Source organism: Cupriavidus sp. USMAA2-4 (genome assembly GCF_001854305.1).
GTDB classification, from domain to species: Bacteria; Pseudomonadota; Gammaproteobacteria; order Burkholderiales; family Burkholderiaceae; genus Cupriavidus; species Cupriavidus malaysiensis.
Genome location: NZ_CP017749.1, coordinates 904575 through 928177, shown reverse-complemented (window position 1 = coordinate 928177; position 23603 = coordinate 904575). Strand labels below are relative to the sequence as shown.

Sequence of the window (23603 nt, the reverse complement as noted above, 5' to 3'; positions counted from 1 at the left end):
TTCCCTTCCAGCCCCGTGACCAGCACAACCAGACCCGCTTTTGCGACCGGGCCCGGCGGGCCGTCCGCCATCGATACAGCGCTGCAATGCCTGATGCTCATGAGCAGGCTTCACGGCATCGCCGCCGACGTCGCGCAATTGCAGCACCAGTACGGACGCGGCCCCTTCACGACGCAGACGATCCTGCTGGCTGCCAGGAAACTGGGGATGAAGGCCAGGCAGGTGCAGCAGGATCCCGCCCGCCTCGACCGGGTGCCATTGCCTGCCATCGGCGTCGACCGGGCAGGAGACTATTTCGTGCTGGGCAAGGTGGATACCGCGCAGGATCCCGCCCGCGTGCTGATCCAGCGCCCCGGGCAAGCCACCGAGGTTCTCGCCATGGACCGCTTCAGGGCGCAGTGGACGGGGGAACTTATCTTCTTCACCAGCAAGGCCAGCTTTGCGGGGGAGATGGGTAAGTTCGATTTCACCTGGTTCATCCCCGCAGTGGTCAAGCACCGCAAGACCTTGGGCGAAGTGCTGCTGATCTCGCTGGTGCTGCAGGTCCTTGGCCTGATCACGCCGATGTTCTTCCAGGTGGTGATGGACAAGGTCCTGGTCAACCATGCCATGAAGACCCTCAACGTGATCGCTATCGGCCTGATCGCGGCCACGCTGTTCGAGGCGGTGTTGACGGGAATTCGCACGGCAGTATTCGCCAACGCCAGCAGCAAGATCGATGTGGAGCTGGGCACCTGGCTGTTCGGACACCTCTTGAGCTTGCCGGTCAGCTATTTTCAGGCGCGGCGGGTGGGCGACTCAGTGGCGCGCATCAGGGAGCTGGAGAACATCCGCGCGTTCCTGACCAGCAACGCCATGACCCTGGTGCTGGACATCGTCTTCTCGTTTGTGTTCCTGGCGGTGATGCTGTGGTACAGCCCGACGCTTACCGCGATCGTGGCCGGCTCCATTCCCGTGTATCTGCTGCTGTCTTTGGTCTTCACGCCGATCCTGCGGGCCAGGCTCAACGACAAATTCAACAAGGGCGCCGAGAACCAGTCGTTCCTGGTGGAGACGCTGAGTGGCATGGATACCGTCAAGGCGATGGCGGTGGAGCCGCGCTGGCAGCAACGGTGGGACAAGCAGCTCGCGGCTTATGTATCGGCGGGGCTGTCCACCACCAACGTCGCCCTGGTGGCCAGTGGCGGCGTGAGCCTGGTCAGCAAGCTGGTCACGGCGGGCATCATGTGGCTGGGTGCCTTGCTGGTGGTGGACAACAAGATGACCGTCGGGGAACTGGTGGCCTTCAATATGCTGGCCGGACAGGTGTCGGCGCCGATCCTGCGGCTGGCGCAGCTGTGGAACGATTTCCAGCAGGTGGGCATTTCCATGAGCCGCCTGGGCGATATCCTGAATGCCCGCACCGAGGTGGCTGGCAACAAGACGCGCATTCCGCGCGTGTCGGGTGCCATCGAGTTCGACCAGGTGTCGTTCCGCTACCGGCCCGATGCGCCGGACGTGATCCGCTCGGTGGCGTTGAAGGTGGCGCCGGGCGAAGTCATCGGCATCGTCGGACGCTCGGGTTCCGGCAAGAGCACGCTGACCAAGCTGGTCCAGCGCCTGTATGTACCGGATCGCGGGCGGGTCACCATCGACGGCCAGGACATCGCCATCATCGATACCGCTTCGCTGCGCCAGCAGATCGGCGTGGTGCTGCAGGAGAACATGCTGTTCTCGCGCTCGATCCGGGACAATATCGCGCTCTCCGACCCCTCGCTGCCCATCGAGGACATCATCGCCGCCGCCACGCTGGCGGGCGCGCACGCGTTTATCTGCGAGCTGCCGGAAGGGTATGACACGCTGGTGGGGGAGCATGGCACGGGCTTGTCAGGGGGCCAACGCCAGCGCATCGCCATCGCCCGCGCCTTGATCGCGAACCCGCGCATCCTGATTTTCGACGAGGCTACCAGCGCCCTGGACTATGAGTCGGAGAAGATCATCCAGGACAATATGCGGCGGATCTGCGCCGGACGCACGGTGCTCATCATCGCGCACCGGCTGAGCGCGGTGCGCGACGCCAACCGCATCGTGGTGATGGAGCGGGGACAGGTGGCGGAGGTCGGCAGCCATGACGAGCTGCTGCGGGACGCGCAAGGCATCTACAGCCACTTGTATCGCCTGCAGACCGCCCAGCGGCCCCAAGCCGGCGGCGCCCCGGCCGGAGGAACACCATGAGCGTGCGCCACCGACTGCAAGCCTGGGGCGATCTGGTGCGGCGCTATGGCGTCGTGTTCTCCCATTGCTGGCGCCTGCGCCACACCGTGCGCACCGATTTCTTCAACAAGCAGGAAGCGGAGTTCTTGCCCGCCGGGCTCGCGCTGCAAGAGGCGCCGGGCTCGCCGACCTTGCGTTGGACGGGGCGGGTTCTGATGGCCCTGGTGGCGTTCGCCGTTCTGTGGGCCATCTTCGGCCGGGTAGACATCATCGTGAACGCAGCGGGAAAGGTCATCCCTTCCGCGCGCACCAAAACGATCGGGGCGGTGGACGTGGCGAGCGTGCGGGCCTTATATGTGACCGAAGGCCAGGCAGTGCGCGCCGGTGATGTGCTGATCGAGCTCGATTCCAGCAGCAGCGACGCCGAGCACGACAAGGCTGCCGATGCCGTAGCCCAAGCGAAACTGCAGGTGGCTCGTTCGCAGGCCCTCATCGATTCGGTGGAGACACTCAATCCCCCGCGACTGGGCGCAGTGCCCGGAGTAACGCCTGCCCAATGGGAAGCTGCCAGACGGCATCTCGATGGCCAGTATCGCGATTTCCGCGCCAGGCTGAAGCGGCTCGATGGCGAAATCGCCCGCTACGGCGCCGCCTTGCCGTTGGCCGCGCAGCGGGCCGACGACTTCAAGGCCTTGCTGCCGGGCCATGCCGTGTCGCGCCATGCGTGGCTGGAGAAGGAGCAGGCCAGGGTCGACCTGGAAGGCCAGTGGCTCGATGCGAAGCACCAGCGTGCCGCCCTGCTTGCCCAGGTCCGCAAGGAAGCCCACGACGCCATGACGGATGGCCAAAAGATCGTGGCCGCCGGGGAGCAGGACAAGCGCCGCGCCGGCGAGCACAGCAGGCTGTCGAGGCTGATCGCGCCGGTGGACGGCACGGTGCAGCAATTGGCCGTGCATACGGTGGGCGGCGTGGTTCCTGCCGCGCAACCCCTGATGCAGATCGTTCCCAGGGAACACCGCATCGAGGTGGAGGCTTTCCTGGAAAACAAAGACGTGGGTTTCGTGCGGGTCGGGCAGGACGCCGAGGTGAAGATCGATGCGTTCGACTACACGAAATACGGCACCGTAGCGGCCAAGGTCACGCACGTATCGCAAGATGCTATCCAGGACGACAAGCAGGGCCTGATCTACGCCGCCAGGATCGCGTTGGATAAGCACAGCATGGATGTCGAGGGCAAGGCGCTGCCCTTGTCCGCGGGCATGTCTGTCAATGTGGAGATCAGGACCGGCACGCGCCGCGTGATCGAGTATGTGCTTTCGCCCCTGGTGAGGCACCAGCGGGAGGCACTGCGTGAGCGTTAGCGGCGGGATCCGGCAAGGCGTGGTGCTGGCATGGATCGCAGCGATATCGATTACCGGGGGCGCTCACGCGCGCGATTGGGCGGACCTGGCGACTACGCCCTGGGTCGACCCGCTGCTGGCCAGCCCGCCGCAGATCCAAGCCGGCAAGACGCTGCCGGACGATGTGCAGGTCCCTGCTTGCGATGGTGGTGGCCACGGCTATGACCGGCCGCTGACCCTGTCGGATGCGGTCGACCTGGCCTTGTGCCACAACCCGCAGGTACAAAGCGCGTGGGCGGCGATCAAGGTCCAGGCGGCCCAGGTCGGGGAGGCGCGTGCCGCCTACCTGCCCACGGTCAGTGTGGGCATGAGCCGGTTGGACCAGAAGACCAGGTATCCCGAGTCGCAGTTCGCGGTGACGTCGGAGCGTAGCAGCGAGTCGCGCTACGCCACGCTGACTTGGCGGCTGCTGGACTTCGGCGGGCGCGGCGCCAACCGCCGCTTGGCCGATGCGCTGCTGGAAGCCGCGTTGGCCAGCCACGATGCGGCGCTGCAAAGGACCTTGGCCAACGTGATCGGTGCGTACTTCGATGCGCAAACGGCCAAGGCCAACCGGGAGTCCAAGGACAAGAGCGCAGCCTTGGCGCAGCGGATATGGGAAACCGCCAGGAAACGCGAGGCGCGTGGGGCAGGCGCGCAGTCGGATACCTTGCAAGCCATGACGGCCATGGCCAAGGCGGAGCTGGACAGCGGCCGTGCGCTTGGCGCTTACGAGAAGTCCCTGGCCGCGCTGGTGGTCGCTCTGGGCTTGCCGGCATCCGCACCGGGGGTGCAGGGCCTGGTGCTGGCGCCGGACTACGTGGATGCAGAGCAGACCCTGCGACAGGACCTGGCAAGCTGGCTGGCGCTGGCGCAAGACCAACATCCGGCCTTGGTGGCCGCGCGTGCGCAATTGGCATCGGCCCGGGAAAGATTGACGGTGGTTCGCTCGGAGGGACTGCCCACACTGGACTTCACGCAAAGCCATTACCTCAACGGCCGTCCCAATCAAGGGCTGTCGGCGACGCAGTCCAAGGAGTCGGTGGTCGGCTTCACTGTCAACTTTCCGTTGTTCGAGGGTTTTGCGCGCACCTACAAGGTGCGTGGCGCGCAGGCGCAGATCGAAGTCAAGGCCGCCGAACTTCGCGATATCCGGAACCAGGTGCTTGGCGACGTGCTCAAGGCCCACGCCGATGCCACGGCGGCCCTGCGGAACCTGGAGTCGTCCAGACGGCTGATCGAGGCGGCCCAGGCCGCCTTGGAGAACGTGCGGCGGAAATATGACAGGGGCATTGTCGATATCCTCGACATGCTCAGTGTCCAAGCGGCACTTGCGGATGCGGAACAGGAGCGGGTACGTGCATTCGCCGAGTGGCGCTCCGCGCGGCTTCGATTGCTGGCGAATGCGGGGACGGTTGGCCTCAAGGATGTCCGTGGGAAACGCTGAGCAGTTCGGCTGACGAGGTAGCCGGCGAAGTTGGCCGCGCCCAGCGTGACGGCCTGCGCGGCGGTGAACCGGTGCGCCTGGATCAGCGACGTGTAGGCGAAACGGGCCAGACCGAGGGCCAGCGGGCTGGCGCTGAAGCCGGCCAGGATGGCGAGGGTGGCGGGGATCACAACGTGGGGCGCCGCGTCCGGTAGGTCCCGGCACGGCACGCAGGCACCTAACGGTGGCGCGGCGAGTCGCGCGGCGAGGATGGCGCGACGCCGTCATCGACGTCGGCCGGCGCAATCGGTGGCATGGGAGGCATCGGCGGCAGGCCGAGCAGGCGCAGCGCGCTTGCCGCGGCGGTCGCGATCAAGGTGCGCTCCGGCCGTGTCCGCGCCAGCACCCGCACGCCCAGCAGCACGGCCAGCAGGTGGGCGGCGCCGGTTTCGGGCGGGGTGGCCGCCGGCAGCGTGCCGCGGGCCTGGGCGGCGCGCAGGCAACGTACGAAGAAGGCCTCGATCTGCCCGATCTCCTGCGCGATGGCGGCGCTCAGGTCGGCGTCCTCGGGCCGCGCCTCGAGCGCCGAGTTGACCAGCAGGCAGCCGCGCCGCAGCGGATCGTTCAGCGAGCGCTCGACGGTCTCGCCGAAGAAGGCCGCGATCGCCTCGGCCGGTGCGTGCGCCGCTTCGAGGTGCGCCATGCGCTCGCGCAGCGAGCGCTCCAGGTAATGCTCCAGCACGCGCCGGAACAGCGCGCGCTTGTCGCCGAAGGCGTTGTACAGGCTCGGCTGGGTCAGGCCGGTCTCGCGCACCAGGTCGCGCGTCGAGGTGGCTTCGTAGCCGTGTGCCCAGAACGCGTCGGTGGCGGCGTCGAGCACATCGGCTTCGTTGAATTCGCGGGGTCTTGGCATGAGGGCGGCAGCGCATGCACTGTTTTGTGGCGTTCGATATAGAAAATACTATATCGATCGATACGCAATGCAAGGTCAATGCTTCGCGCTAGTGGTGGGGCTGCGGAGCAACGGGGCGGCGAAGAGCAGCCGCGCCGCCGGCTAAGGGAACACCCTCACTGGATCGAATCGATGCCCGGTGCTATTTATCCTATTTATCATCATAAATAGACCGAAGCCGATGAGCCTTCCTCCCAAGCCCCCGCTCCCCGCCGGCAAGCGCATCAAGCGCTCGGACCAGGTGGTGGCCGGCATCAAGCGCTGGATCGTCGATACCGAGCAGCAGGCCGGCGACCGGCTGCCGCAGGAAGCGGCGCTGATCGAGCAGCTCGGCGTTTCGCGCGGTACCGTGCGCGAGGCGCTGGCCGCGCTGCAGGTGCAGGGCCTGGTGTCGGTCAGCACCGGGCCCAACGGCGGCGCCACCTTGACGCCGCCCTCCTATGAGCGCTGCCTGGATGCGGTGTCCAGCTATCTCTACTTCCAGCCGGTCGACATCAGGACGCTGTACGCGCTGCGGCGCGCCGTTGAGCCCGAACTGGCCGCGAACGTGGCGACCCGGCTGAGCGAGGCCGACCTGGTGGAACTGGAGGCGCTGATCGGCCTCAGCCATCCGGCGCACGGCGGCAGCGCCGACTGGAACGCGCGGCGCGAGGCCGACCTGCTGTTCCACGACCGCCTCGCCGACGCCTGCGACAGCCCGATGCTGGCACTGTTCTGCCGCCTGCTCAACGACATCATCCGCCGCGTCATCATCGTGCGCCACGCGCAGGATGGCTTCGACCGCTTCGACGAGGACGTCCTGCACAGCCACACCGGGCTGATGGACGCCTTCCGTGCGCGCGACGCGGCGCGCGCACGCGAGCTGATGCGCGAGCACATGGCATGCGCGGAGGCGCTGGCGCTGGAGGCCGAGGCGCGCATGGACCGCGCCGGCCTGCTGACCGGCGCCGAGCCAGGCGACTGAGCGCGCTGCCACTGTTTCCGCCGGCGCGCGGCCAGCCGCGCGCCGGGTTCCGCCCCGCTGCCTGACAGCTGCCTGATCGTTGCCTGACGGTTGCCTGACGCTGCCTGACGCTGCCTGGACCGCCCGCTTCTTCCGCAAGCGGGCGGCGGGGATAGCTTTTGCCCTCACCCTCAACTTGTGGAGTCCTGCACCATGCCTGCCCAAGCTGCACTGTGGTCCCTGAGCGCCGCCGAAGTCGCGGCGGCCGTCCGCCATGGCGATGTGTCCTGCCGCGAAGTCACCGCCAGCGTGCTGGAGCGCATCGCGCAATGCAATCCGCGCGTCAACGCGCTCACCGAGGTGCTGGCCGACGCGGCACTGGCCAGCGCCGATGCCGCCGACCGCGCGCGCGCCGCGGGCGCCGCGCTGGGCCCGCTGCACGGCGTGCCGGTCACCATCAAGATCAACGTCGACCAGGCCGGCCATGCCACCAGCAACGGCGTGATCCCGCTGCGCGACCACATCGCGCGCGAGGATGCGCCGCTGGTGGCGCAATGGCGTGCCGCCGGCGCCATCATCGTCGGGCGCAGCAATACGCCGACCTATTCGTGGCGCTGGTTCACCGACAACGGCCTGCACGGACGCACGCTCAATCCCTGGGACCCAGCCGTCACCCCCGGCGGCTCCAGCGGCGGCGCGGCTGCCGCGGTGGCCACCGGCATGGGCGCGCTCGCGCATGGCAACGACATCGGCGGCTCGATCCGCTATCCGGCCTATGCCTGCGGCGTGGCCGGCCTGCGTCCGACCGTGGGCCGCGTCCCCGCCTACAACCCGAGTGCCACCGCCGAGCGCAGCATCACGCCGCAACTGATGTCGGTGCAAGGGCCGCTGGCGCGCAGCGTGGGTGACCTGCGCCTGGGCTTCCACGCCATGGCCGGCCATGATGCGCGCGATCCGTCATGGGTACCGGTGCCGCTGGAACTGCCGCTGCCGGCGGGCCCGCTGCGCGTGGCGCTGTTCCGGCACTGCCCGGGCATTGCCGTCGATCCCGCCGTGAGCGCGGCACTCGATCAGGCCGCGGGCTGGCTGCAGGCGGCCGGCTACGTGGTCGAGGAGGCCGCCTTGCCCGGCTTCCTCGAGGCCGCCGAACTGTGGCGCACCCTGACCACCGACGACGCGCGCCGCAGCGTCGTCGCGGGCGTGCGCGAGCACGGCGACGAGGCCATCCGCCGCAGCCTGCACAACATGATGGAAGGCATGGCCGAAACCGACCGCGACGGTTTCCTCGACGGCCTGGCGCGCCGCCAGACGCTGGCGCGCCAGTGGGCGGTGTTCTTCGAGCGCTATCCGCTGGTGCTGATGCCGGTGTCGTGGCAGCGCCCGGTGCGGCAGGACATGGATACCGGCAGCGTGGAAGACATGCGCGCGCTGGTGGCGGCGCAGAGCCCGCTGCTGGCCACCGCCGGCCTGGGCGTGCCGGGCCTGTCGGTGCCCACCGGCCTGGCCGGTGGTGTGCCGATGGGGGTGCAACTGGTGGCGTGGCGCTTCCGCGAAGACCTGCTGCTGCGCGCCGGCGAAGTCATCGAGCGGGCGGCAGGCTTCCTGCCGTTCAGCGCGCGCTGAACGGCGGCGGGCGCCGCGCCGCGCGCCGTCCCGGACGGTCGCAGCGCGCCGGGCCACGGCATGCGGTGCGACGCCGCGCGGTGCGCCGCCGCGCAGCAGGACAACAAGCCGTACGACCACTAGCCTGGCGAAAACACAGGCAGCAACCAGGAGGAGACATGCAAGACGACAACCACGCGGGCGCGTCCCGCTATTCGCGGCGCGCCTGGCTGGCCGGCGCCGCCGCGCTCTGTGCCGGCGCAGCGTTGCCGCGCGCCGCCAGCGCCACGAGTGCCCAGTCGGTGGCGCGCATCATCGTACCTTTCCCGCCGGGCGGCCCGGCGGACTTCATGGGGCGCCTGCTGGCCGAGAAGCTGAAGGACACGCTGGGGCGCACCGTGCTGGTCGACAACCGGCCCGGCGCCGGCACCCGCGTCGCCGCCGAGGCGCTCAAGCACGCGCCGGCCGACGGCGGCACGGTCCTGCTGACGCCGGTCGACACCATGGTGATCGCGCCGCTGATCTACAGCAACCTGCGCTACCAGCCGGCCACCGACTTCACCGCGATCACCGACGTGGCGGGTGTGCAGTTCGGCCTGGCGGTGCCGGCCGACGCGCCCTACAAGACGCTGGCGCAGTTCGTGCAGGCCGCGCGGGCCGAGCCGAAGGCTCACTCGATCGGCATCAGCACGGTCGGCACGCTGCTGCATTTCCTCGCCACCGAGTTCGTCGCGCGTGCGCGCACCGGCAGCACCATCGTGCCCTACCGTGGCGGCAGCCCGCTGGTCACCGAGGTGCTGGGCAAGCAGATCGCCGCCGGCATGGATGCCACCACCACCTTCGTCGAATACCATCGCGCCGGCAAGCTGCGCGTGCTGGCCGTGGCCGGCGAGCGGCGCGCCGACGCGCTGCCAGCCGTGCCCACCTTTGCCGAGGCCGGCTATCCGGAGCTGGTGGCCGCCTCGCGCTACCTGCTCTATGCGCCGGCCGCCACGCCGCCCGCTGTGCTGGGGCAGTGGCAGCAGTCGGTGCGCAAGGCGCTGGCGATGGGCGATGTGCGCGACAAGCTGGAGCGTACCGGCTACGACCTGCTGGCCGGTTCCTCGCCCGAGGAGGTGGCGCGCTATGTCAGCGGCGTGTCGGAACGCTGGGGCCCGGTCATCAAGGCATCCGGCTTCAAGGGCGATTGAGTCGAGGGCGACCGAAGCCAGCGTGACACAAGCAGCGCGGGCGGCATGGGCGGCGGCTGGGTGCATGGCCCGCCGCCGCAGTGCCATCGCACCGCAGCGTCGCTGCTTCAGCCTGCCCCCAGCCCCCGCTGCAGCGTCGCCTTGAGCATCAGGAACACCTGGCGCGCCACCGGATTGACCGCGTTCGGCCGCGCCCACAGGTAGTAGGTCACGTCGGGCAAGCGCGGCAGCCCGTCCTTGTCCCCCAGCACCCGCATGTCGGCGCCCAGCAGGTCGATGCTGCGCGCGGTCACGCCCAGCCCTGCGCGGATGGCGGCCTTGATGCCGATCAGGCTGGGCGCGAGGTAGGCCGCGCGCCACGGCACACCGCTTTCCTTGAGCGCGTCCAGCGCCAGCCGGCGGAACAGGCTGGGTTCGTCGGCCAGGATCAGCGGCACCGGTGCGCCGCGTTCGTAGGCGAAGTCCGCCGCGCAGACCCAGATGGTGGGCGAGGTGCGCAGCGGGAAGCCGTCCAGCGCGCTGTCCTCGCGCGTCGACAGGGTCAGGTCGATCTCGCCGCGGCGCAGCGATTCCATCAGGAAGGGGCTGCGTCCCACGTGGATCTCCAGCCGCAGTGCGGGCGAGGCGCGCGCGATATGCGACAGCAGGCCCGGCAGCAGCGTATCGGCCACGTCGTGCGGCGCGCCGATGCGCAGCGAGCCGGTCAGGTCACCCTCGCGCATCACCCGCAGCGCCTCGTCGTTGAGTGCCAGCAACTGGCGCGCGTATTCCAATAGCTTGTCGCCATGCCGGCTGAGCTGCTTGTTGCGGCCCTGGCGCTCGAACAGGTTCAGGCCGAGTTGCTCCTCCAGCCGCTGCATCTGCTGCGTGACCGCCGACTGGGTGCGGTCGAGCTTGACCGCGGCGGCGCCGAATGTCTCGCAGTCGGCGATGGTCACCAGGGTGCGCAGCAGATCAAGATCGAAGGTTTCCATTCATCAGGTTTGCTAATGGATTTTCTTGGGTGGCTAAGTGGTATCGCCACAGGGATTTCTTTACAGTGAGATGACCGATGCGAAAAATCGCACGAAAAAATCATATCCCTATAAGGATTCTAGAGACATGTCGGTGGCACAGCAACGCAAGTCGACGGTGGATGAGACCCTTCAATCCATCAGGAATATTGTAGAGACGGAGGGCGTCACGCGTCCCGCGCTGGCCCAGGTGCTGACGCGCGTGCAGGACCTCGCCGCGCGGCCCGAACTGTGGTCGGAGGGCGACTATCCGCCGCCCGAGGCGGGCGAGCGCCAGGCGCGCTACCTGATCGCCGAGGATCCCGACCAGACCTACGCGCTCTACCTGAACGTGATGCGCCCCGGCAAGCGCATCCCGCCGCACAACCACACCACCTGGGCCTGCGTGGCCGGGGTCAGCGGCATCGAATACAACGACGTCTACCGGCGCACCGACGACGGCAGCCGTCCCGGCTTCGGCACGCTGGCGCACTCGCATACCGTCGAGGTCGGTCCCGGCACCGGCATCGCCCTGCTGCCGGACGACATCCACTCGGTGGAGATCCGCGGCGACGACGTCATCCGCCACCTGCATATGTACGGCCGCGCGCTGGAGACGCTGACCGAGCGCCTCAGCTTCGACCTGGAGCAAGGCACCTGCCAGGTGATGCAGGTCGGCGTGCAGACGCGGCGCTGAACCTGCCGCGCGCCTGAGCGGCGTGCCGGCACGGACTGCCGTGCCGGCACGCCGCCGCCATCGCCACACGCCTGATCGGACCTTGGCGGATCGAGCCTCCCCGCGCGGAGAGGCGGGGCCCGCTTTTGCCCGTTTTTTCTCCTTTTGCCTGCTTTCTTGCCTGTTTTCTGCCGGTTGCCTCCAGCGTCGTCCCTCTCGTGCTGGCCGGCGACCTGCCCGAACCTTGCCCGACACACCCTATGTCCACGCCCGCTAACCGCCCCGCGACGGAATCCATCGATGCCCGCACCCTGAAGGCCTGGCTGCACGACGACGAGGAGATCGCCTTGTTCGACGTGCGCGAGCACGGCCAGTACGGCGAGGGCCATCCCTTCCTCGCCGTGCCGCTGCCCTACAGCCGCTTCGAGCTCGACCTCGGCCGCCTCGCGCCCAGCCTGGCCACGCGCATCGTGCTGGCCGACGACGGCGACGGCGTGGCCGCGCTGGCCGCGCGCGCCGCGGCGGCCCTGGGCTACCGCCGCGTCTTCACGCTGGCCGGGGGCGTGCCCGCCTGGCAGGCTGCCGGCTACGTGCTGTTCGCCGGCGTCAACGTGCCGTCCAAGACCTTCGGCGAGCTGGCCGAGCACCACTACGGCACGCCGCGCGTCAGCGCCGCCGAGCTGGCCGCGCTGCAGGCGGGCGCGGCAGCGCCGGTGGTGCTCGACGGCCGTCCGCTCGGCGAATTCCGCAAGATGAACATTCCCGGCGCGCGCTGCTGCCCCAACGGCGAGCTGGCCTGGCGCCTGCGCGACCTGGTGCCCGATCCGTCCACGCCGATCGTGATCAACTGCGCCGGCCGCACGCGCAGCATCATCGGCGCGCAGACCCTGATCAACCTCGGCGTGCCCAACCCGGTCTACGCGCTGGAGAACGGCACGCAGGGCTGGTACCTGAACGATTTCACGCTGGAGCATGGCGGCACCGCCCACTATCCCGAGCACACCCGGCCGGCCGGGCAGGAGGCCGCGCGGCAAGCCGCCGAGGCGCTGGCCGGTCGCGCCGGCGTGCCGCGCATCGATGCCGCCACCGCCGCGCAATGGCTGGCCGATGCGGACCGCAGCACCTTCCTGTGCGACGTGCGCACGCCCGAGGAATTCGCCGCCGGTTCGCTGCCCGGCGCGCAGCACACGCCCGGCGGCCAGCTGATCCAGGCCACCGACCAGTATCTCGGCGTGCGCCGCGCGCGCCTGGTGCTGTTCGACGCGGAAGGCGTGCGCGCGCTGGTGGTGGCGAGCTGGCTGCGCCAGATGGGCCACGACGCGGTGGTGCTGGCGGGCGGCCTCGAGACCGGACGCGCCGCCGGACTGGCGGCGCCGGCACCGCTGGCCACCGGTGCCGGCAGCGCACTGGCCGAGGTGGCGCCGGGCGAGCTGCGCGACGGCCTCGCCGCGCAGCAGATGGCCGCGCTCGACCTGCGCCCCGGCATGGCCTTCCGCGCCGCGCGCGTGCCGGGCAGCCTGTGGTCGATCCGGCCGCGCCTGGCGGCCGACCTGGCCGGCGTGCCGCGCGACACCACGCTGGTGATCGTGGGCGAGGCCGACCTCGCCGCGCTGGCGGCGGCCGACCTCGCCGCGCTCGGCTATGGCGACGTGCGCCGCCTGGCCGGCGGCATCGAGGCCTGGGAGGCCGCCGGCCTGCCGCTGCGGCGCGGCAACGGCGCACCGGAGGCACTGCCCGACGCGCGCTGCATCGACTTCCTGTTCTTCGTGCACGACCGGCATGACGGCAACAAGGAGGCGGCGCGCCGCTACCTGGCCTGGGAAACCGGGCTGGTGGCCCAGCTCGATGCGCAGGAACTGGCGCTGTTCCGCTTCCTGCCGGCGGCCTGAACCACCGCCGTCCGGCCTTCGTCCTGCGATCCACCGGCCGTCGACCCGGCATCCATCCGCTACCCGCCACCCGCCTGACATGAACCGCCGCAAGCGACCCCGCCAGGCCGAGCCCGCTGTCCGCGCCGTCGCCCTCGTGGCAACGCCGGACGCGCCGGGCCGGACAGAGTCGCGCGGCCACGATTCCCCGCCTTGCTCGAAGGTGCAGACACGCGGCCGGGCCTTGGCCCGCGCCTTGCCAGGACTCACCCATCCGCCCCCAGGAGGTCTCATGTTCCGCTTTCCCTCGCCAGGCCGTTCCGCCCGCTTGCTGCGCGCGCTGTCGTCGGCCCTGAAGCCCGCCCTGACGCCCGCCCGGAAGCCCGCCCGGAAGCCGGCGCCGCACGTGCTCGCCGCGCGGCCGCTGTCCCTGCGCGCGCCGCTGCATACCCCCGGGTCCGGCGGCCCGCCCGCGCACTGCCAGTCGGGCCGGCGCCGTGCGCGCACCGCGCTGGCGCGCCTGGTGGCGCTGGCCGGGGCGTGCGGCGCCGCCGGCAGCGTGGCGCTGGCCGCGGTCGCGCAGCCGCTGGCGCCGCTGCCACCGGTGAGCGGTTACCCGGCGCAGCCGTTGCGCATCGTCTCGCCATTCCCGGCGGGCGGCGGCAACGATGCCGTCTCGCGCATCGTCTCCAGCCGCCTGGCCGAGGTGCTGGGGCAGTCGGCGGTGGTCGACAACCGCGGCGGTGCCGGCGGCAATATCGGCACGCGCTCGGTGGCCGAGTCCAAGGCCGACGGCTACACCCTGCTGACCTCGCAGGTCTCGGTGATGGCGGTCAACCCGACGCTGTACGCCGCGCCGGGCTTCGATCCTGTCAAGCAGTTCAAGCCCGTCACGCAGATCAACGCCGCGCCGCTGGCCATCGTGGTGGCGGCCAACGCCCCCTGGCAGACCTTCGCCGAACTGGCCGCACAGGCCAAGGCGCAGCCGCAGCGCATCACCTTTGCCACGCCGGGCAACGGCACGCTGTCGCACCTGGTCGGCGTGGTGCTGGACAAGGATGCCGGCGTCTCGCTGCAGCACGTGCCCTACAAGGGGGCGGGCCCGGCTATCAACGACCTGCTGGGCGGCCAGGTGAACGTGCTGATCACCTCCACCTCGTCGGTGGCCGGCTTCGTGCAGGCCGGGCGCATGCGCGCGCTGGCAGTGACCAGCCCGCGCCGGCTGGGCGTGTTCGCCAGGGTGCCGACGCTGGAGGAACTGGGCTACCGCAACCTGCGTTTCGAGGACTGGTACGGCATCTTCGTGCCCGCCGGCACGCCGCCGGAGCGCGTGGCGCACCTGAACCGCGCGCTGGTGCAGGTGTTGCACCAGCCCGACGTGGTGCGCCAGATCAACGAAGGCGGCAGCGACGTGGTGGCCAGTTCGCCCGAGGCCTTCGGCGCGCAGCTCAAGAGCGATATCTCGCGCTGGTCGCAGATCGTCAAGCTGTCGGGCGCGCACCTGGATTGAAGACCCCGCGGCGGCACGGCCCTTGCGAGGCGATCGCCGGGGCCGCGCCGCGCCCCGCCTGTCCGCACTTGCGCCGGCCGCCTCCGCCCACCACTTCCGCCCGTCCATTCCGAAGGCCAACCATGAAGCACACCCTTCCGACCCGCCTTGCCCGCGCCGGCCGCCATGCCGACGTGCCGGGCGGGCAGCCGGTCAACCCGCCGGTGGTCCGCGCCAGCACGGTGCTGTTCGCCTCCACCGCCGAGATGCGCGAGATGCGCGCGCGCCGCGCCAGCGAACGCCTTTTCACCTACGGCGCGCGCGGCAATCCCACCGCCTTCGCGCTCGAGGACATGGTCACCGAGCTCGAAGGCGGCTACCGCACCCGCCTCTTTCCCAGCGGCCTGGCCGCCGCCGCCATGACCTTGCTTGCCTGCCTGCGTCCCGGCGAGCACGTGCTGCTGCCCGACTGCGTCTACGAGCCGGTGCGCAACCTGGCCGGCGGCTTCCTGCGCGAGCATGGCGTGACGGCCGGCTTCTATGCCGCCGACGGCAGCGACCTCGCGCGCCGCCTGCGGCCCGAGACGCGGCTGGTCTACGTGGAAGCGCCGGGCTCGCTGGCCTACGAGATGTGCGACCTGCCCGCCATCGCCGCATTGGCGCACGCGCACGGCGCGCTGGTGGCGGCCGACAACACCTGGGGTTCAGGCCTGCTGTACCAGCCGCTCGCGCTGGGGGCCGATATCTCGCTGATGGCCGCCACCAAGTACCTGGGCGGCCATTCCGACGTGATGATGGGCACCGTCTGCACCACCGAGGCCGCCTGGCCGCGGCTGGCCGCGCTGGCCGACGCCTTCGGCATGGCGGTCAGCGCCGACGATGCCTACCTGGTGCAGCGCGGCATGCGCTCGCTGGGCGCGCGCCTGGCCCAGCACCAGGCCGGCGCGCTGGCGGTGGCGCAGTGGCTGCAGGCGCGGCCCGAGGTGGCGCGCGTGTACTGCCCGGCGCTGCCCGGCGACCCCGGCCACGCGCTGTGGCGGCGCGACTGCCGCGGCACCAACGGCCTGCTGTCGTTCGCGCTGCGCAGCGGCGGCCTGGCCGCGGCCGAGCGCTTCGTCGACAGCCTGTCGCTGTTCGGCATCGGCGCCAGCTGGGGCGGCTTCGAGAGCCTGGCCACGGTGGCCGACATGGCCCGCGCGCGCTCGGTCGGCGACTGGTCCGGCAGCACGCCGCTGGTCCGCCTGCATATCGGACTGGAAGGCGTGGAGGACCTGATCACCGACCTGGCGCGCGGTTTCGCCGCGCTCGGCGATGGTGTGCCGCATGCACCGTGCGTACCGCAACGATCGTCGGCCGGCGCCGTGCCGGCGGCCTGCATGGAGAACGAAGACGGGCATCATCGATGACTGGCTGGCTCGTCGAGGACGGCCGCCAGGCCGGCTGCGAGCCTTTCGCCGGCGATCCGTCGCCGTCGACCGGGATACCGCGCTCCCAGGTGGAGGTGGAAGCGATGCGCTGAGCGGGTCCGTCGCGCGGCGAAGCGCGGCTCAGAACTGCTCCCAATCGTCCGACGATGCCGCGGTCGCGCGCGCCGCCGCGGCCTGCCGTTGCGGCTGTGCCATCGCCGGCTCCAGGCGCTGCGCCGGCAGCCGGGCCGGACGCGCCGGCTGGCGGCGGGAGCGCGGCGCCGTGCCCTGCGTGGCGCCCGCGCCGGCCTCGGGTTTGCCGGCGCGGGCGGCTTGTACTGGCTGCGCGGACGCCGGCGGCGCGGCATCGATGCCAGCGCCCGCGTCCAGCCGGAAGGTGCCGACCGCCTGCAGCAGCAGGCGTGCCTGATCTTCCAGCGCCTGGGTGGCGGCCGAGGCCTGTTCCACCAGGGCGGCGTTCTGCTGCGTGGTCTCGTCGATCTGCGTGATGGCCTGGTTGACCTGCTCGATGCCGGTGGTCTGTTCCTGGGTGGCGGCGGTGATTTCGCCCATGATGTCGGTGACGCGCTTCACGCTCTCGACGATCTCGGCCATGGTGCTGCCGGCCTGGCCGACCAGCGCGCTGCCTTCGCCGACCTGCGCCACCGAGGCGTCGATCAGGCTCTTGATCTCCTTGGCCGCGCTGGCCGAGCGCTGCGCCAGCGCGCGCACTTCGCCGGCCACCACGGCGAAGCCGCGGCCCTGTTCGCCGGCGCGGGCGGCTTCCACCGCGGCATTGAGCGCCAGGATATTGGTCTGGAAGGCGATGCCTTCGATCACGCCGATGATCTCGACGATCTTGTGCGACGAGGTGTGGATCGACTCCATGGTCTGCACCACGCGCGCCACCACCTCGCCGCCGTGGTTGGCGACGGCCGAGGCGGACACGGCGAGCTGGTTGGCCTGGCGCGCGTTGTCGGCGTTCTGCCGCACCGTGGAGGTCAGTTCCTCCATCGACGCCGCGGTCTCCTGCAGCGAACTGGCCTGCTGCTCGGTGCGCGAGGACAGGTCCAGGTTGCCGGCGGCGATCTGCCGGGAGGCCCCGCCGATGGTCTGCGTGCCGCGATGCACTTCGTGCACGATGCCGTTCAGGCTGCCGCGCATCTCGGCCAGCGCCTGCAGCAGCTGGCCCGACTCGTCGCGCGCATAGGGCCCGCCCTGCGCGCCGGCCTGGCCGGAGAGGTCGCCCTGCGCGACGCGCTGGGCCGCCTGCACCGCGTGCCGCATCGGTTGCGTGATACCCACCGTCAGCCACCAGGCGAAGCCGATGGCGAAGGCCGCCACCAGCGCCGCCGTGACGATCAGCACCGTGCGGGTGCGTTCGGCCAGCGCGTCGATGCGCTGCGCGGTGGCGTTGATCGATTGCCGCTGCAGGTCCAGCAGCGAGCGCAGCGCCTCTTCGTAGCCCTTCGCGCTGGGCAGGTAGCGCTCCTGCATCAGGCGCTCGATCTCGGCCTCGCTGGCGCTGCCCTTGATCTTCATGATCTCGTCGCGCGCGGCGATGTAGGCCTGGCGCACCTCGGCGGCCTGGCGCAGCACCGGCTTGTCGGTCTCGTCGGCCTGCGCTTCGATCTGTTTCATCAGCGCGGCGCCGCGTGCCGAGGAGGCCTTGGTCTGCTCCGCGAAGAAGCCCGCCAGCGCGGGATCGCTGCTGCGCGCGATGGCCGAGGTGCGCACGATGCCGACCGCGACCAGCGAGGTCCAGTCGGCCACCAGCCGTTCCTTGGCGAGCGGCTCGCTCATCATGGCGCGCGTCTGCTGCGAGAGTTCGCGCATGCGGTAGACGCTGAACGCGGTGTTCAGGACCAGCAGTGCCAGGATGACCGCGAAGCCGAAGGCAAGGCGTGTTCCGATCTTCATGTCGCGGATCTTCATGGGGGATGCTCCTGTCGATGTCCTGTCGATGTCCTGTCGATGGCGGGGCGGACGGGCCTGCCCGCGGACGATCCGGGCCGCGTTGCGCGGCGAGGGTCGTCATCGGTTAACGGTCGGGTGGTGGCGGGATTTACGGCGGATGCGGGGTGCCGTGGCAATTTCCGGCAAGCGGTGCCGCGATTGCGGCGTTCTCGCCGCATTCGTGTGGCGGCAGCCTGCGACATCGTGCCGCAGGCGGGCCCGTGGCGCCGCCTCGGCGCTCAATGCGGCCCGGTGCCGGCCGTTATTGCACGGGTGCCGGCCTGGCCGGCATAGCGTAAGTGCTTCCCCGCACCGCTTTACGGCGCCCCCGGGTCGGGGGCGCCGTTTTTTTCATGCACTCGGGGAGGGAGGCGAGGTGCGCCGAGGATGCCTGCGCGGGCGCAGTGTGCGCCCGGGGGCGGGGAGAGAGGATCAGGTCGCGCAAGCGCGGGGGGAAGCGCCGGTGTGCATCGAGGGCTACATCAAATGCACCGAGCGCATGCGCCTGCCGGGTGGCGTGCGCGGCAGGCAGGGAGCGCGCGGCGCGCGCCCGCCTGCTGCAGCCGCCTGCCTTACTGCGCGGTCCAGCCGCCGTCGATCTTCAGTTCCGCGCCGCGCATCTCGCTGGCGGCGTCGGAGCACAGGAACACCGCCAGCGCGCCGATCTGCGCGGGCGTGACGAACTGCGCCGAAGGCTGCTTCTCGCCCAGCAGCTTCACCGAGGCTGCTTCCACTGTCAGGCCCTCGCGCGCGGCGAGGGCGTCGATCTGCTGCTGCACCAGCGGCGTCAGCACCCAGCCGGGGCAGATCGCGTTGACGGTGATGCCGGTGCGCGCGGTTTCCAGCGCGGCCACCTTGGTCAGGCCGATCACGCCGTGCTTGGCCGCCACGTAGGCGGACTTGCCGGCCGAAGCGATCACGCCGTGCACCGAGGCGATGTTGATCACGCGGCCCCAGCCGCGCTGGCGCATCGCCGGCAGCGCGGCGCGCATGGCGTGGAAGGTGGCGCTCAGGTTGATGGCGATGACGGCGTCCCAGCGCTCGGCGGGGAAGTCCTCGATGGGGGCGACGAACTGGATGCCGGCGTTGTTGACGAGGATGTCGACGGCGCCGAAGCGTTGCGCCGCGAAGGCCAGCATGGCCTCGATCTCGGCGGGGCGGCTCATGTCGGCGCCGTGGTGCGCGGCGCGCACGCCCAGCGCCTCGATCTGCGCCAGTGCGCCGGCGGCGTCGCCGAAGCCGTTCAGCACGAGGTTGGCGCCGGCCTGCGCCAGCGCCTTGGCGATGCCGAGGCCGATGCCGCTGGTGGAGCCGGTGACGAGGGCGGTCTTGCCCGCGAGCGGGGCGGAAGAGGGGGAGGTAGTCATGAGGGTGGGGATCCTGTGCGTGATCAGACCAGGCCGGTCACATAGAAGGTGGCGATGACGAAGAACACGGCGAGCGTCTTGATCAGCGTGACCGCGAAGATGTCGCGATAGGACTCGCGGTGCGACAGGCCGGTCACCGCCAGCAGGGTGATGACCGCGCCGTTGTGCGGCAGCGTATCCATGCCGCCGCTGGCCATGGCGACCACGCGGTGCAGGACCTCCAGCGGAATCTGCATTTCCTGCGCGGTCTTGATGAAGGTGTCCGACATCGCGGCCAGCGCGATGCTCATGCCGCCCGACGCCGAGCCGGTGATGCCGGCCAGGGTCGAGACGGAGACGGCGGCGTTGACCAGCGGGTTCGGGATGCTCTTCAATGCGTCACCGACCACCAGGAAGCCCGGCAGCGCCGCGATGACACCGCCGAAGCCGTATTCGGACGCGGTGTTCAGCGTGGCCAGCAGGGCGCCGGAGACGGCGGTCTTGGTGCCGTTGGCGAAGCGGTCGCGCACGCGGCCGAAGGCGGTCAGCATCACCAGCAGGATGCCGAGCAGCAGCGCGCCCTCGACGGCCCAGATCGCCACCACGCCCTTGATCGACACGTTCAGCGGAGCGTGCACGCCCGGCAGTATCGACGGATCCACCGTGTACTGGTCGCCGTACCACTGCGGGATCAGCTTGGTCAGCGCGAAGTTGGCCACGCCGACCAGGATCAGCGGAGCGATCGCCAGCACCGGATTGGGCAGGTCGGTCGAATCGACCCGCTCCGGTTCATTCAGCAGCGAATCGCCATAGCCTTCGCCGCGCGCGGCCGCCGCGCGGCGGCGCCATTCCAGGTAGGACAGGCCGACCACCACGATGAAGGCCGCGCCGATGGTGCCCAGCAGGGGCGCCGCCCAGGCGGTGGTCTTGAAGAAGGTGGTGGGGATGATGTTCTGGATCTGCGGCGTGCCCGGCAGCGAATCCATGGTGAAGCTGAAGGCGCCGAGGGCGATCGCGCCCGGCATCAGCCGCTTGGGGATATTGCTCTGCCGGTACAGTTCCGCGGCGAAGGGATAGACCGCGAACACCACCACGAACAGCGACACGCCGCCATAGGTCAGCAGCGCGCACACGGCCACGATGACCGCGTTGGCGCGCGAACGGCCGATGTACTTGATCGCCGCGGCGACGATCGACTCGGAGAAGCCGGACAGTTCGATCACCTTGCCGAACACCGCGCCCAGCAGGAACACCGGGAAGTACAGCTTGACGAAGCCGACCAGCTTCTCCATGAAGATGCCGGAGAACACCGGTGCCACGGCGCCGGGGTCGATCAGCAGGACGGCGCCGAGGGCGGCGACGGGGGCGAACAGGATCACGCTATAGCCGCGGTAGGCGACCAGCATCAGGAACGCCAGGGCGGCGATCACGATGATGAAGGACATCTTGTCTCCAATCGGATGGTCCGTGCGGACACGTTGTCGGGGGAAGGGATGGCACGCGGCGTACGTCGCGCCGTGCGGCGGCGTGGCATCGCACGAAGCGTGCCACTTGCCCGCAAAGCCTTGCCTGGCGCGGCCTGGCAGGCATCGGGGCGGTGTCTCGGCGCCTGCCGGCGGCCGCGCGCGCGGGGCGCGGGCCGGCGGCAGGTACAATTTGTCTCCAAATGGAGACGTCCGCCGGCGCACCCGCAGCCACGCCGCGCGGCGGGGCCCCGCCGCGAAGCACGCGATGAAGCCTAAAAGCCCGTCATGTCTCCCGCATGACAGGGCTGCAATGCTGTCTCGAGATCGAGACCGCATTGTCTCCAACCAGAGAATTCGAGGTCGCCAGCGATACGCGACCCCCTTCGAGACAAAACAATGGATCTTCCGCGCAACGACGCCGCCAGCGGCGCCGACGGCAGCATCGGCATCGACCCCGGCGGTGACAGCGGCACGCTGCTGGCCGACTACGGCCACGTCAGGAAGCTGGCCATGCAGACGCTGTTCGACACGCTCGACCGTTCCAGCGAGGGCACCGTGGTGGTCGACCGCGACGCGCGCATCGTCTGGATCAACCGGCTCTACGCCGCACGCTTCGGCTTTACCGACCCGCGCGACGCCATCGGCCGCGACTGCGAGGCGGTCATCCCCAACAGCCTGATGCGCGAGGTCGTGACCAGCGGCGAGCCCATCCTGCTCGACATCCTGGAGAGCGGCCGCGATCCGCTGGTGGTCACGCGCCTGCCGATCAAGGACGGCCAGGGCCAGACCATCGGCGCGGTCGGCTTCGCTCTGTTCGACGAGCTGCGTGCGCTGACGCCGCTGTTCAGCCAGTACTCGCGCCTGCAGGCCGAACTGATCGCCACGCGGCAGTCGCTGGCGCAGGCGCGCCGCGCCAAGTACACCTTCTCCAGCTTCGTCGGTACCAGCGCCGCCAGCCTGGAGACCAAGCGCCTGGCCCGGCGCGCCGCGCAGCTCGACTCGCCGGTGCTGCTGCTGGGCGAGACCGGCACCGGCAAGGAACTGCTGGCGCATGCGATCCACGGCGCCTCGGCGCGCGCCGACCAGCCGCTGGTCACCGTCAACGTCGCCGCCATCCCCGACGCGCTGCTCGAAGTGGAGTTCTTCGGCGCGGCCGCCGGCGCCTATACCGGCGCCGACCGCAAGGGGCGGGTCGGCAAGTTCGAGCTGGCGCACGGCGGCACGCTCTTCCTCGACGAGATCGGCGACATGCCGCTGCCGCTGCAGGGCAAGCTGCTGCGCGTGCTGCAGGACAAGGAGTTCGAGCCGCTGGGTTCGAACCGCATCGTGCGCGCCGATGCGCGCATCATCGCCGCCACCTCGGCCGACCTGCCGGCGCTGGTGGCACAGGGCAGGTTCCGCGCCGACCTGTACTACCGCCTCAACGTGCTGACCATCCACGTGCCGCCCCTGCGCGAGCGTCCGGGCGATATCGAGGCGCTGTCCTATGCCATCCTCGACAAGCTCGCCACCCAGCGCGAGGCCGGCCACCTGGAACTGGACGAGGCCGCGTTGCGGCTGCTGTGCGCCTATCGCTGGCCGGGCAATGTGCGCGAGCTGCGCAATACGCTGGAGCGTGCCGTGATGCTGTCCGACAGCGAGCGCATCGACGCGCGCGCGCTGGCGCGCTTCGTCGGCGACGGGCGCGGCAGCGAGGTGTTGCCGCAAGCCGCCATGGAGGACGAACCGGCGCCGCCCGCCGAGGCCGCGCCGCTGCGCTACGAGGCGGCGATGCAAGCCTTCGAGCGGCAATTGCTGGCCGAGGCGCTGCGCGCCGCCGGCGGCCGCGTGGCGGAAGCCGCCCGTGCGCTCGGCATCGGGCGCGCCACGCTGTACAAGAAGATCGCCGCGCTGGGTATCGATGCCGGCGCCTCCCCGGCGGCGCCGGCGGCGGGCAGCCGCGCCTGAGCCCGCGCCGGCCCGCGCCGGCCCGCGCCGGTGCGCGCCGGCCTTCAGCGGAAGATGAAGGCCAGCACGGCCTCGCAATGCGCCTCGATGGTCTTCTCGCGCAAGGCGTCGATGCCGTGCGCATATTTCATTTCGGCGGTGAGCAGGTAGGGAACCTGGGCGATGGCGGTCACCATGTACAGCAGCATCACCGGATCGATCCGCGCGAGTCCGCCGGTCTGCCGGCTGACGACCTCGATCAGCGGCACGGTCAGGTCGTGGCGCGGGCGGATGAAGGCCTGCGCCATCCACTGCAAGCGCTCGGAGTCGCGATTGGCCTCCTGCATCATCAGGCGCGCGTGCTCGGGATGGCGCGCGCAATACCGCACATAGTTGCGGATGTACTCCTGCACCGCCTCCAGGGCGTAGCCCTGCGGACCGGGCCGGGGCGGCTCCAGTTCCTGCGCGAAGCGCTCGAACAGGTAGGTGACGCTCTCACGCCAGAGGCTTTCCTTGTCGCCGAAGTAGTAGCGGATCATGGCGTGATTGACGCCGGCCATCTCCGCGATCTCGCGCAGGCTGACTGCATCGAAACCACGTGTCGAGAACTGCTCCAGGGCGATGCCGAGTATCTGGGCTCGCGTCTGTTCACTTCGTTCCTGTTGTGCCTGCCTGGCAGTGCGCATCTACAGATTCCTCAGGGGTTCACGCCGGATGGCGCGATCGTCCAGGCGATCTGCGCCGCGGCCTGGAGCGTATCGCGTGGCGCCGCACGGCGTCGTTTCAGGGATTG

At 70.2% G+C, this 23603-nt stretch carries 17 protein-coding genes and 1 pseudogene; 11 read left to right on the top strand and 7 right to left on the bottom strand.

Features of this window, described 5'->3' with window-relative positions:
- Positions 1 to 15: 15 nt before the first annotated feature.
- The 3 genes from BKK79_RS24215 to BKK79_RS24205 are packed head-to-tail and all read left to right on the top strand — an operon-like array spanning position 16 to position 5019.
- On the top strand, positions 16 to 2214 hold the full coding sequence (locus BKK79_RS24215) for a type I secretion system permease/ATPase (RefSeq protein ID WP_071039085.1): 2199 nt from the start codon (positions 16 to 18) through the stop codon (positions 2212 to 2214).
- Positions 2211 to 3554, top strand: coding sequence for an HlyD family type I secretion periplasmic adaptor subunit (locus tag BKK79_RS24210; protein WP_071039084.1), 1344 nt, complete (start codon positions 2211 to 2213; stop codon positions 3552 to 3554). The genes BKK79_RS24215 and BKK79_RS24210 overlap by 4 nt, the downstream gene beginning before the upstream one ends.
- A gap of 22 nt (positions 3555 to 3576) precedes the next feature.
- Entirely contained in the window at positions 3577 to 5019 is a 1443-nt protein-coding gene (locus tag BKK79_RS24205) for a TolC family protein (protein WP_232346437.1), read from the top strand.
- Between the two features lie 32 nt (positions 5020 to 5051).
- Here BKK79_RS24205 and BKK79_RS41640 read toward each other — a convergent pair.
- Together BKK79_RS41640 and BKK79_RS24200 are read right to left on the bottom strand one after the other, a co-directional pair.
- Positions 5052 to 5189 (bottom strand): annotated as a pseudogene (locus BKK79_RS41640) (MFS transporter); the annotation flags it as partial.
- Between the two features lie 47 nt (positions 5190 to 5236).
- The gene (locus BKK79_RS24200; RefSeq protein WP_071039082.1) at positions 5237 to 5911 is read right to left on the bottom strand and encodes a TetR/AcrR family transcriptional regulator; all 675 of its coding nucleotides are present in this window, start codon (positions 5909 to 5911) and stop codon (positions 5237 to 5239) included.
- Between the two features lie 220 nt (positions 5912 to 6131).
- Between BKK79_RS24200 and BKK79_RS24195 the strand changes: the two genes are divergently transcribed.
- The 3 genes from BKK79_RS24195 (at position 6132) to BKK79_RS24185 (ending at position 9685) form a co-directional block, all read left to right on the top strand.
- Positions 6132 to 6914, top strand: a complete 783-nt coding sequence (locus BKK79_RS24195; protein ID WP_071039081.1) for a FadR/GntR family transcriptional regulator — start codon at positions 6132 to 6134, stop codon at positions 6912 to 6914.
- A 192-nt stretch (positions 6915 to 7106) separates the two neighbouring features.
- Positions 7107 to 8516, top strand: a complete 1410-nt coding sequence (locus tag BKK79_RS24190; protein WP_071018000.1) for an amidase family protein — start codon at positions 7107 to 7109, stop codon at positions 8514 to 8516.
- A gap of 158 nt (positions 8517 to 8674) precedes the next feature.
- On the top strand, positions 8675 to 9685 hold the full coding sequence (locus BKK79_RS24185) for a Bug family tripartite tricarboxylate transporter substrate binding protein (protein WP_071018002.1): 1011 nt from the start codon (positions 8675 to 8677) through the stop codon (positions 9683 to 9685).
- Positions 9686 to 9792: 107 nt separating this feature from the next.
- On the opposite strand, the gene BKK79_RS24180 is transcribed toward BKK79_RS24185, so the two are convergent.
- Positions 9793 to 10659, bottom strand: a complete 867-nt coding sequence (locus BKK79_RS24180; RefSeq protein WP_071018004.1) for a LysR substrate-binding domain-containing protein — start codon at positions 10657 to 10659, stop codon at positions 9793 to 9795.
- 127 nt (positions 10660 to 10786) lie between these two features.
- Between BKK79_RS24180 and BKK79_RS24175 the strand changes: the two genes are divergently transcribed.
- The 4 genes from BKK79_RS24175 (at position 10787) to metC (ending at position 16116) form a co-directional block, all read left to right on the top strand.
- Complete coding sequence (locus BKK79_RS24175; RefSeq protein WP_071039080.1) at positions 10787 to 11374, top strand: cysteine dioxygenase family protein; 588 nt, start codon at positions 10787 to 10789, stop codon at positions 11372 to 11374.
- A gap of 239 nt (positions 11375 to 11613) precedes the next feature.
- A complete protein-coding gene (locus BKK79_RS24170) occupies positions 11614 to 13242 on the top strand; it encodes a rhodanese-like domain-containing protein (protein WP_071039079.1) in 1629 nt (542 codons plus the stop codon).
- 271 nt (positions 13243 to 13513) lie between these two features.
- A complete protein-coding gene (locus BKK79_RS24165; protein WP_335582941.1) occupies positions 13514 to 14731 on the top strand; it encodes a Bug family tripartite tricarboxylate transporter substrate binding protein in 1218 nt (405 codons plus the stop codon).
- A 122-nt stretch (positions 14732 to 14853) separates the two neighbouring features.
- A complete protein-coding gene (gene metC / locus BKK79_RS24160) occupies positions 14854 to 16116 on the top strand; it encodes a cystathionine beta-lyase (protein WP_083384368.1) in 1263 nt (420 codons plus the stop codon).
- A gap of 141 nt (positions 16117 to 16257) precedes the next feature.
- Here metC and BKK79_RS24155 read toward each other — a convergent pair whose 3' ends face one another.
- From BKK79_RS24155 to BKK79_RS24145, 3 genes are all read right to left on the bottom strand, one after another.
- Positions 16258 to 18051: a methyl-accepting chemotaxis protein gene (locus BKK79_RS24155; protein WP_071039078.1), complete on the bottom strand. Its 1794-nt coding sequence runs from the start codon at positions 18049 to 18051 to the stop codon at positions 16258 to 16260.
- A 593-nt stretch (positions 18052 to 18644) separates the two neighbouring features.
- Positions 18645 to 19439: a 3-hydroxybutyrate dehydrogenase gene (locus tag BKK79_RS24150; RefSeq protein ID WP_071018011.1), complete on the bottom strand. Its 795-nt coding sequence runs from the start codon at positions 19437 to 19439 to the stop codon at positions 18645 to 18647.
- 23 nt (positions 19440 to 19462) lie between these two features.
- Positions 19463 to 20863 (bottom strand): GntP family permease, encoded by a 1401-nt coding sequence (locus BKK79_RS24145; RefSeq protein ID WP_071018012.1) that lies wholly within the window; start codon positions 20861 to 20863, stop codon positions 19463 to 19465.
- Between the two features lie 531 nt (positions 20864 to 21394).
- Here BKK79_RS24145 and BKK79_RS24140 point away from each other — a divergent pair.
- The gene (locus BKK79_RS24140; protein ID WP_071022101.1) at positions 21395 to 22831 is read left to right on the top strand and encodes a sigma-54 interaction domain-containing protein; all 1437 of its coding nucleotides are present in this window, start codon (positions 21395 to 21397) and stop codon (positions 22829 to 22831) included.
- A gap of 44 nt (positions 22832 to 22875) precedes the next feature.
- On the opposite strand, the gene BKK79_RS24135 is transcribed toward BKK79_RS24140, so the two are convergent.
- Entirely contained in the window at positions 22876 to 23496 is a 621-nt protein-coding gene (locus tag BKK79_RS24135; protein WP_071018014.1) for a TetR/AcrR family transcriptional regulator, read from the bottom strand.
- Positions 23497 to 23603 lie beyond the last annotated feature (107 nt).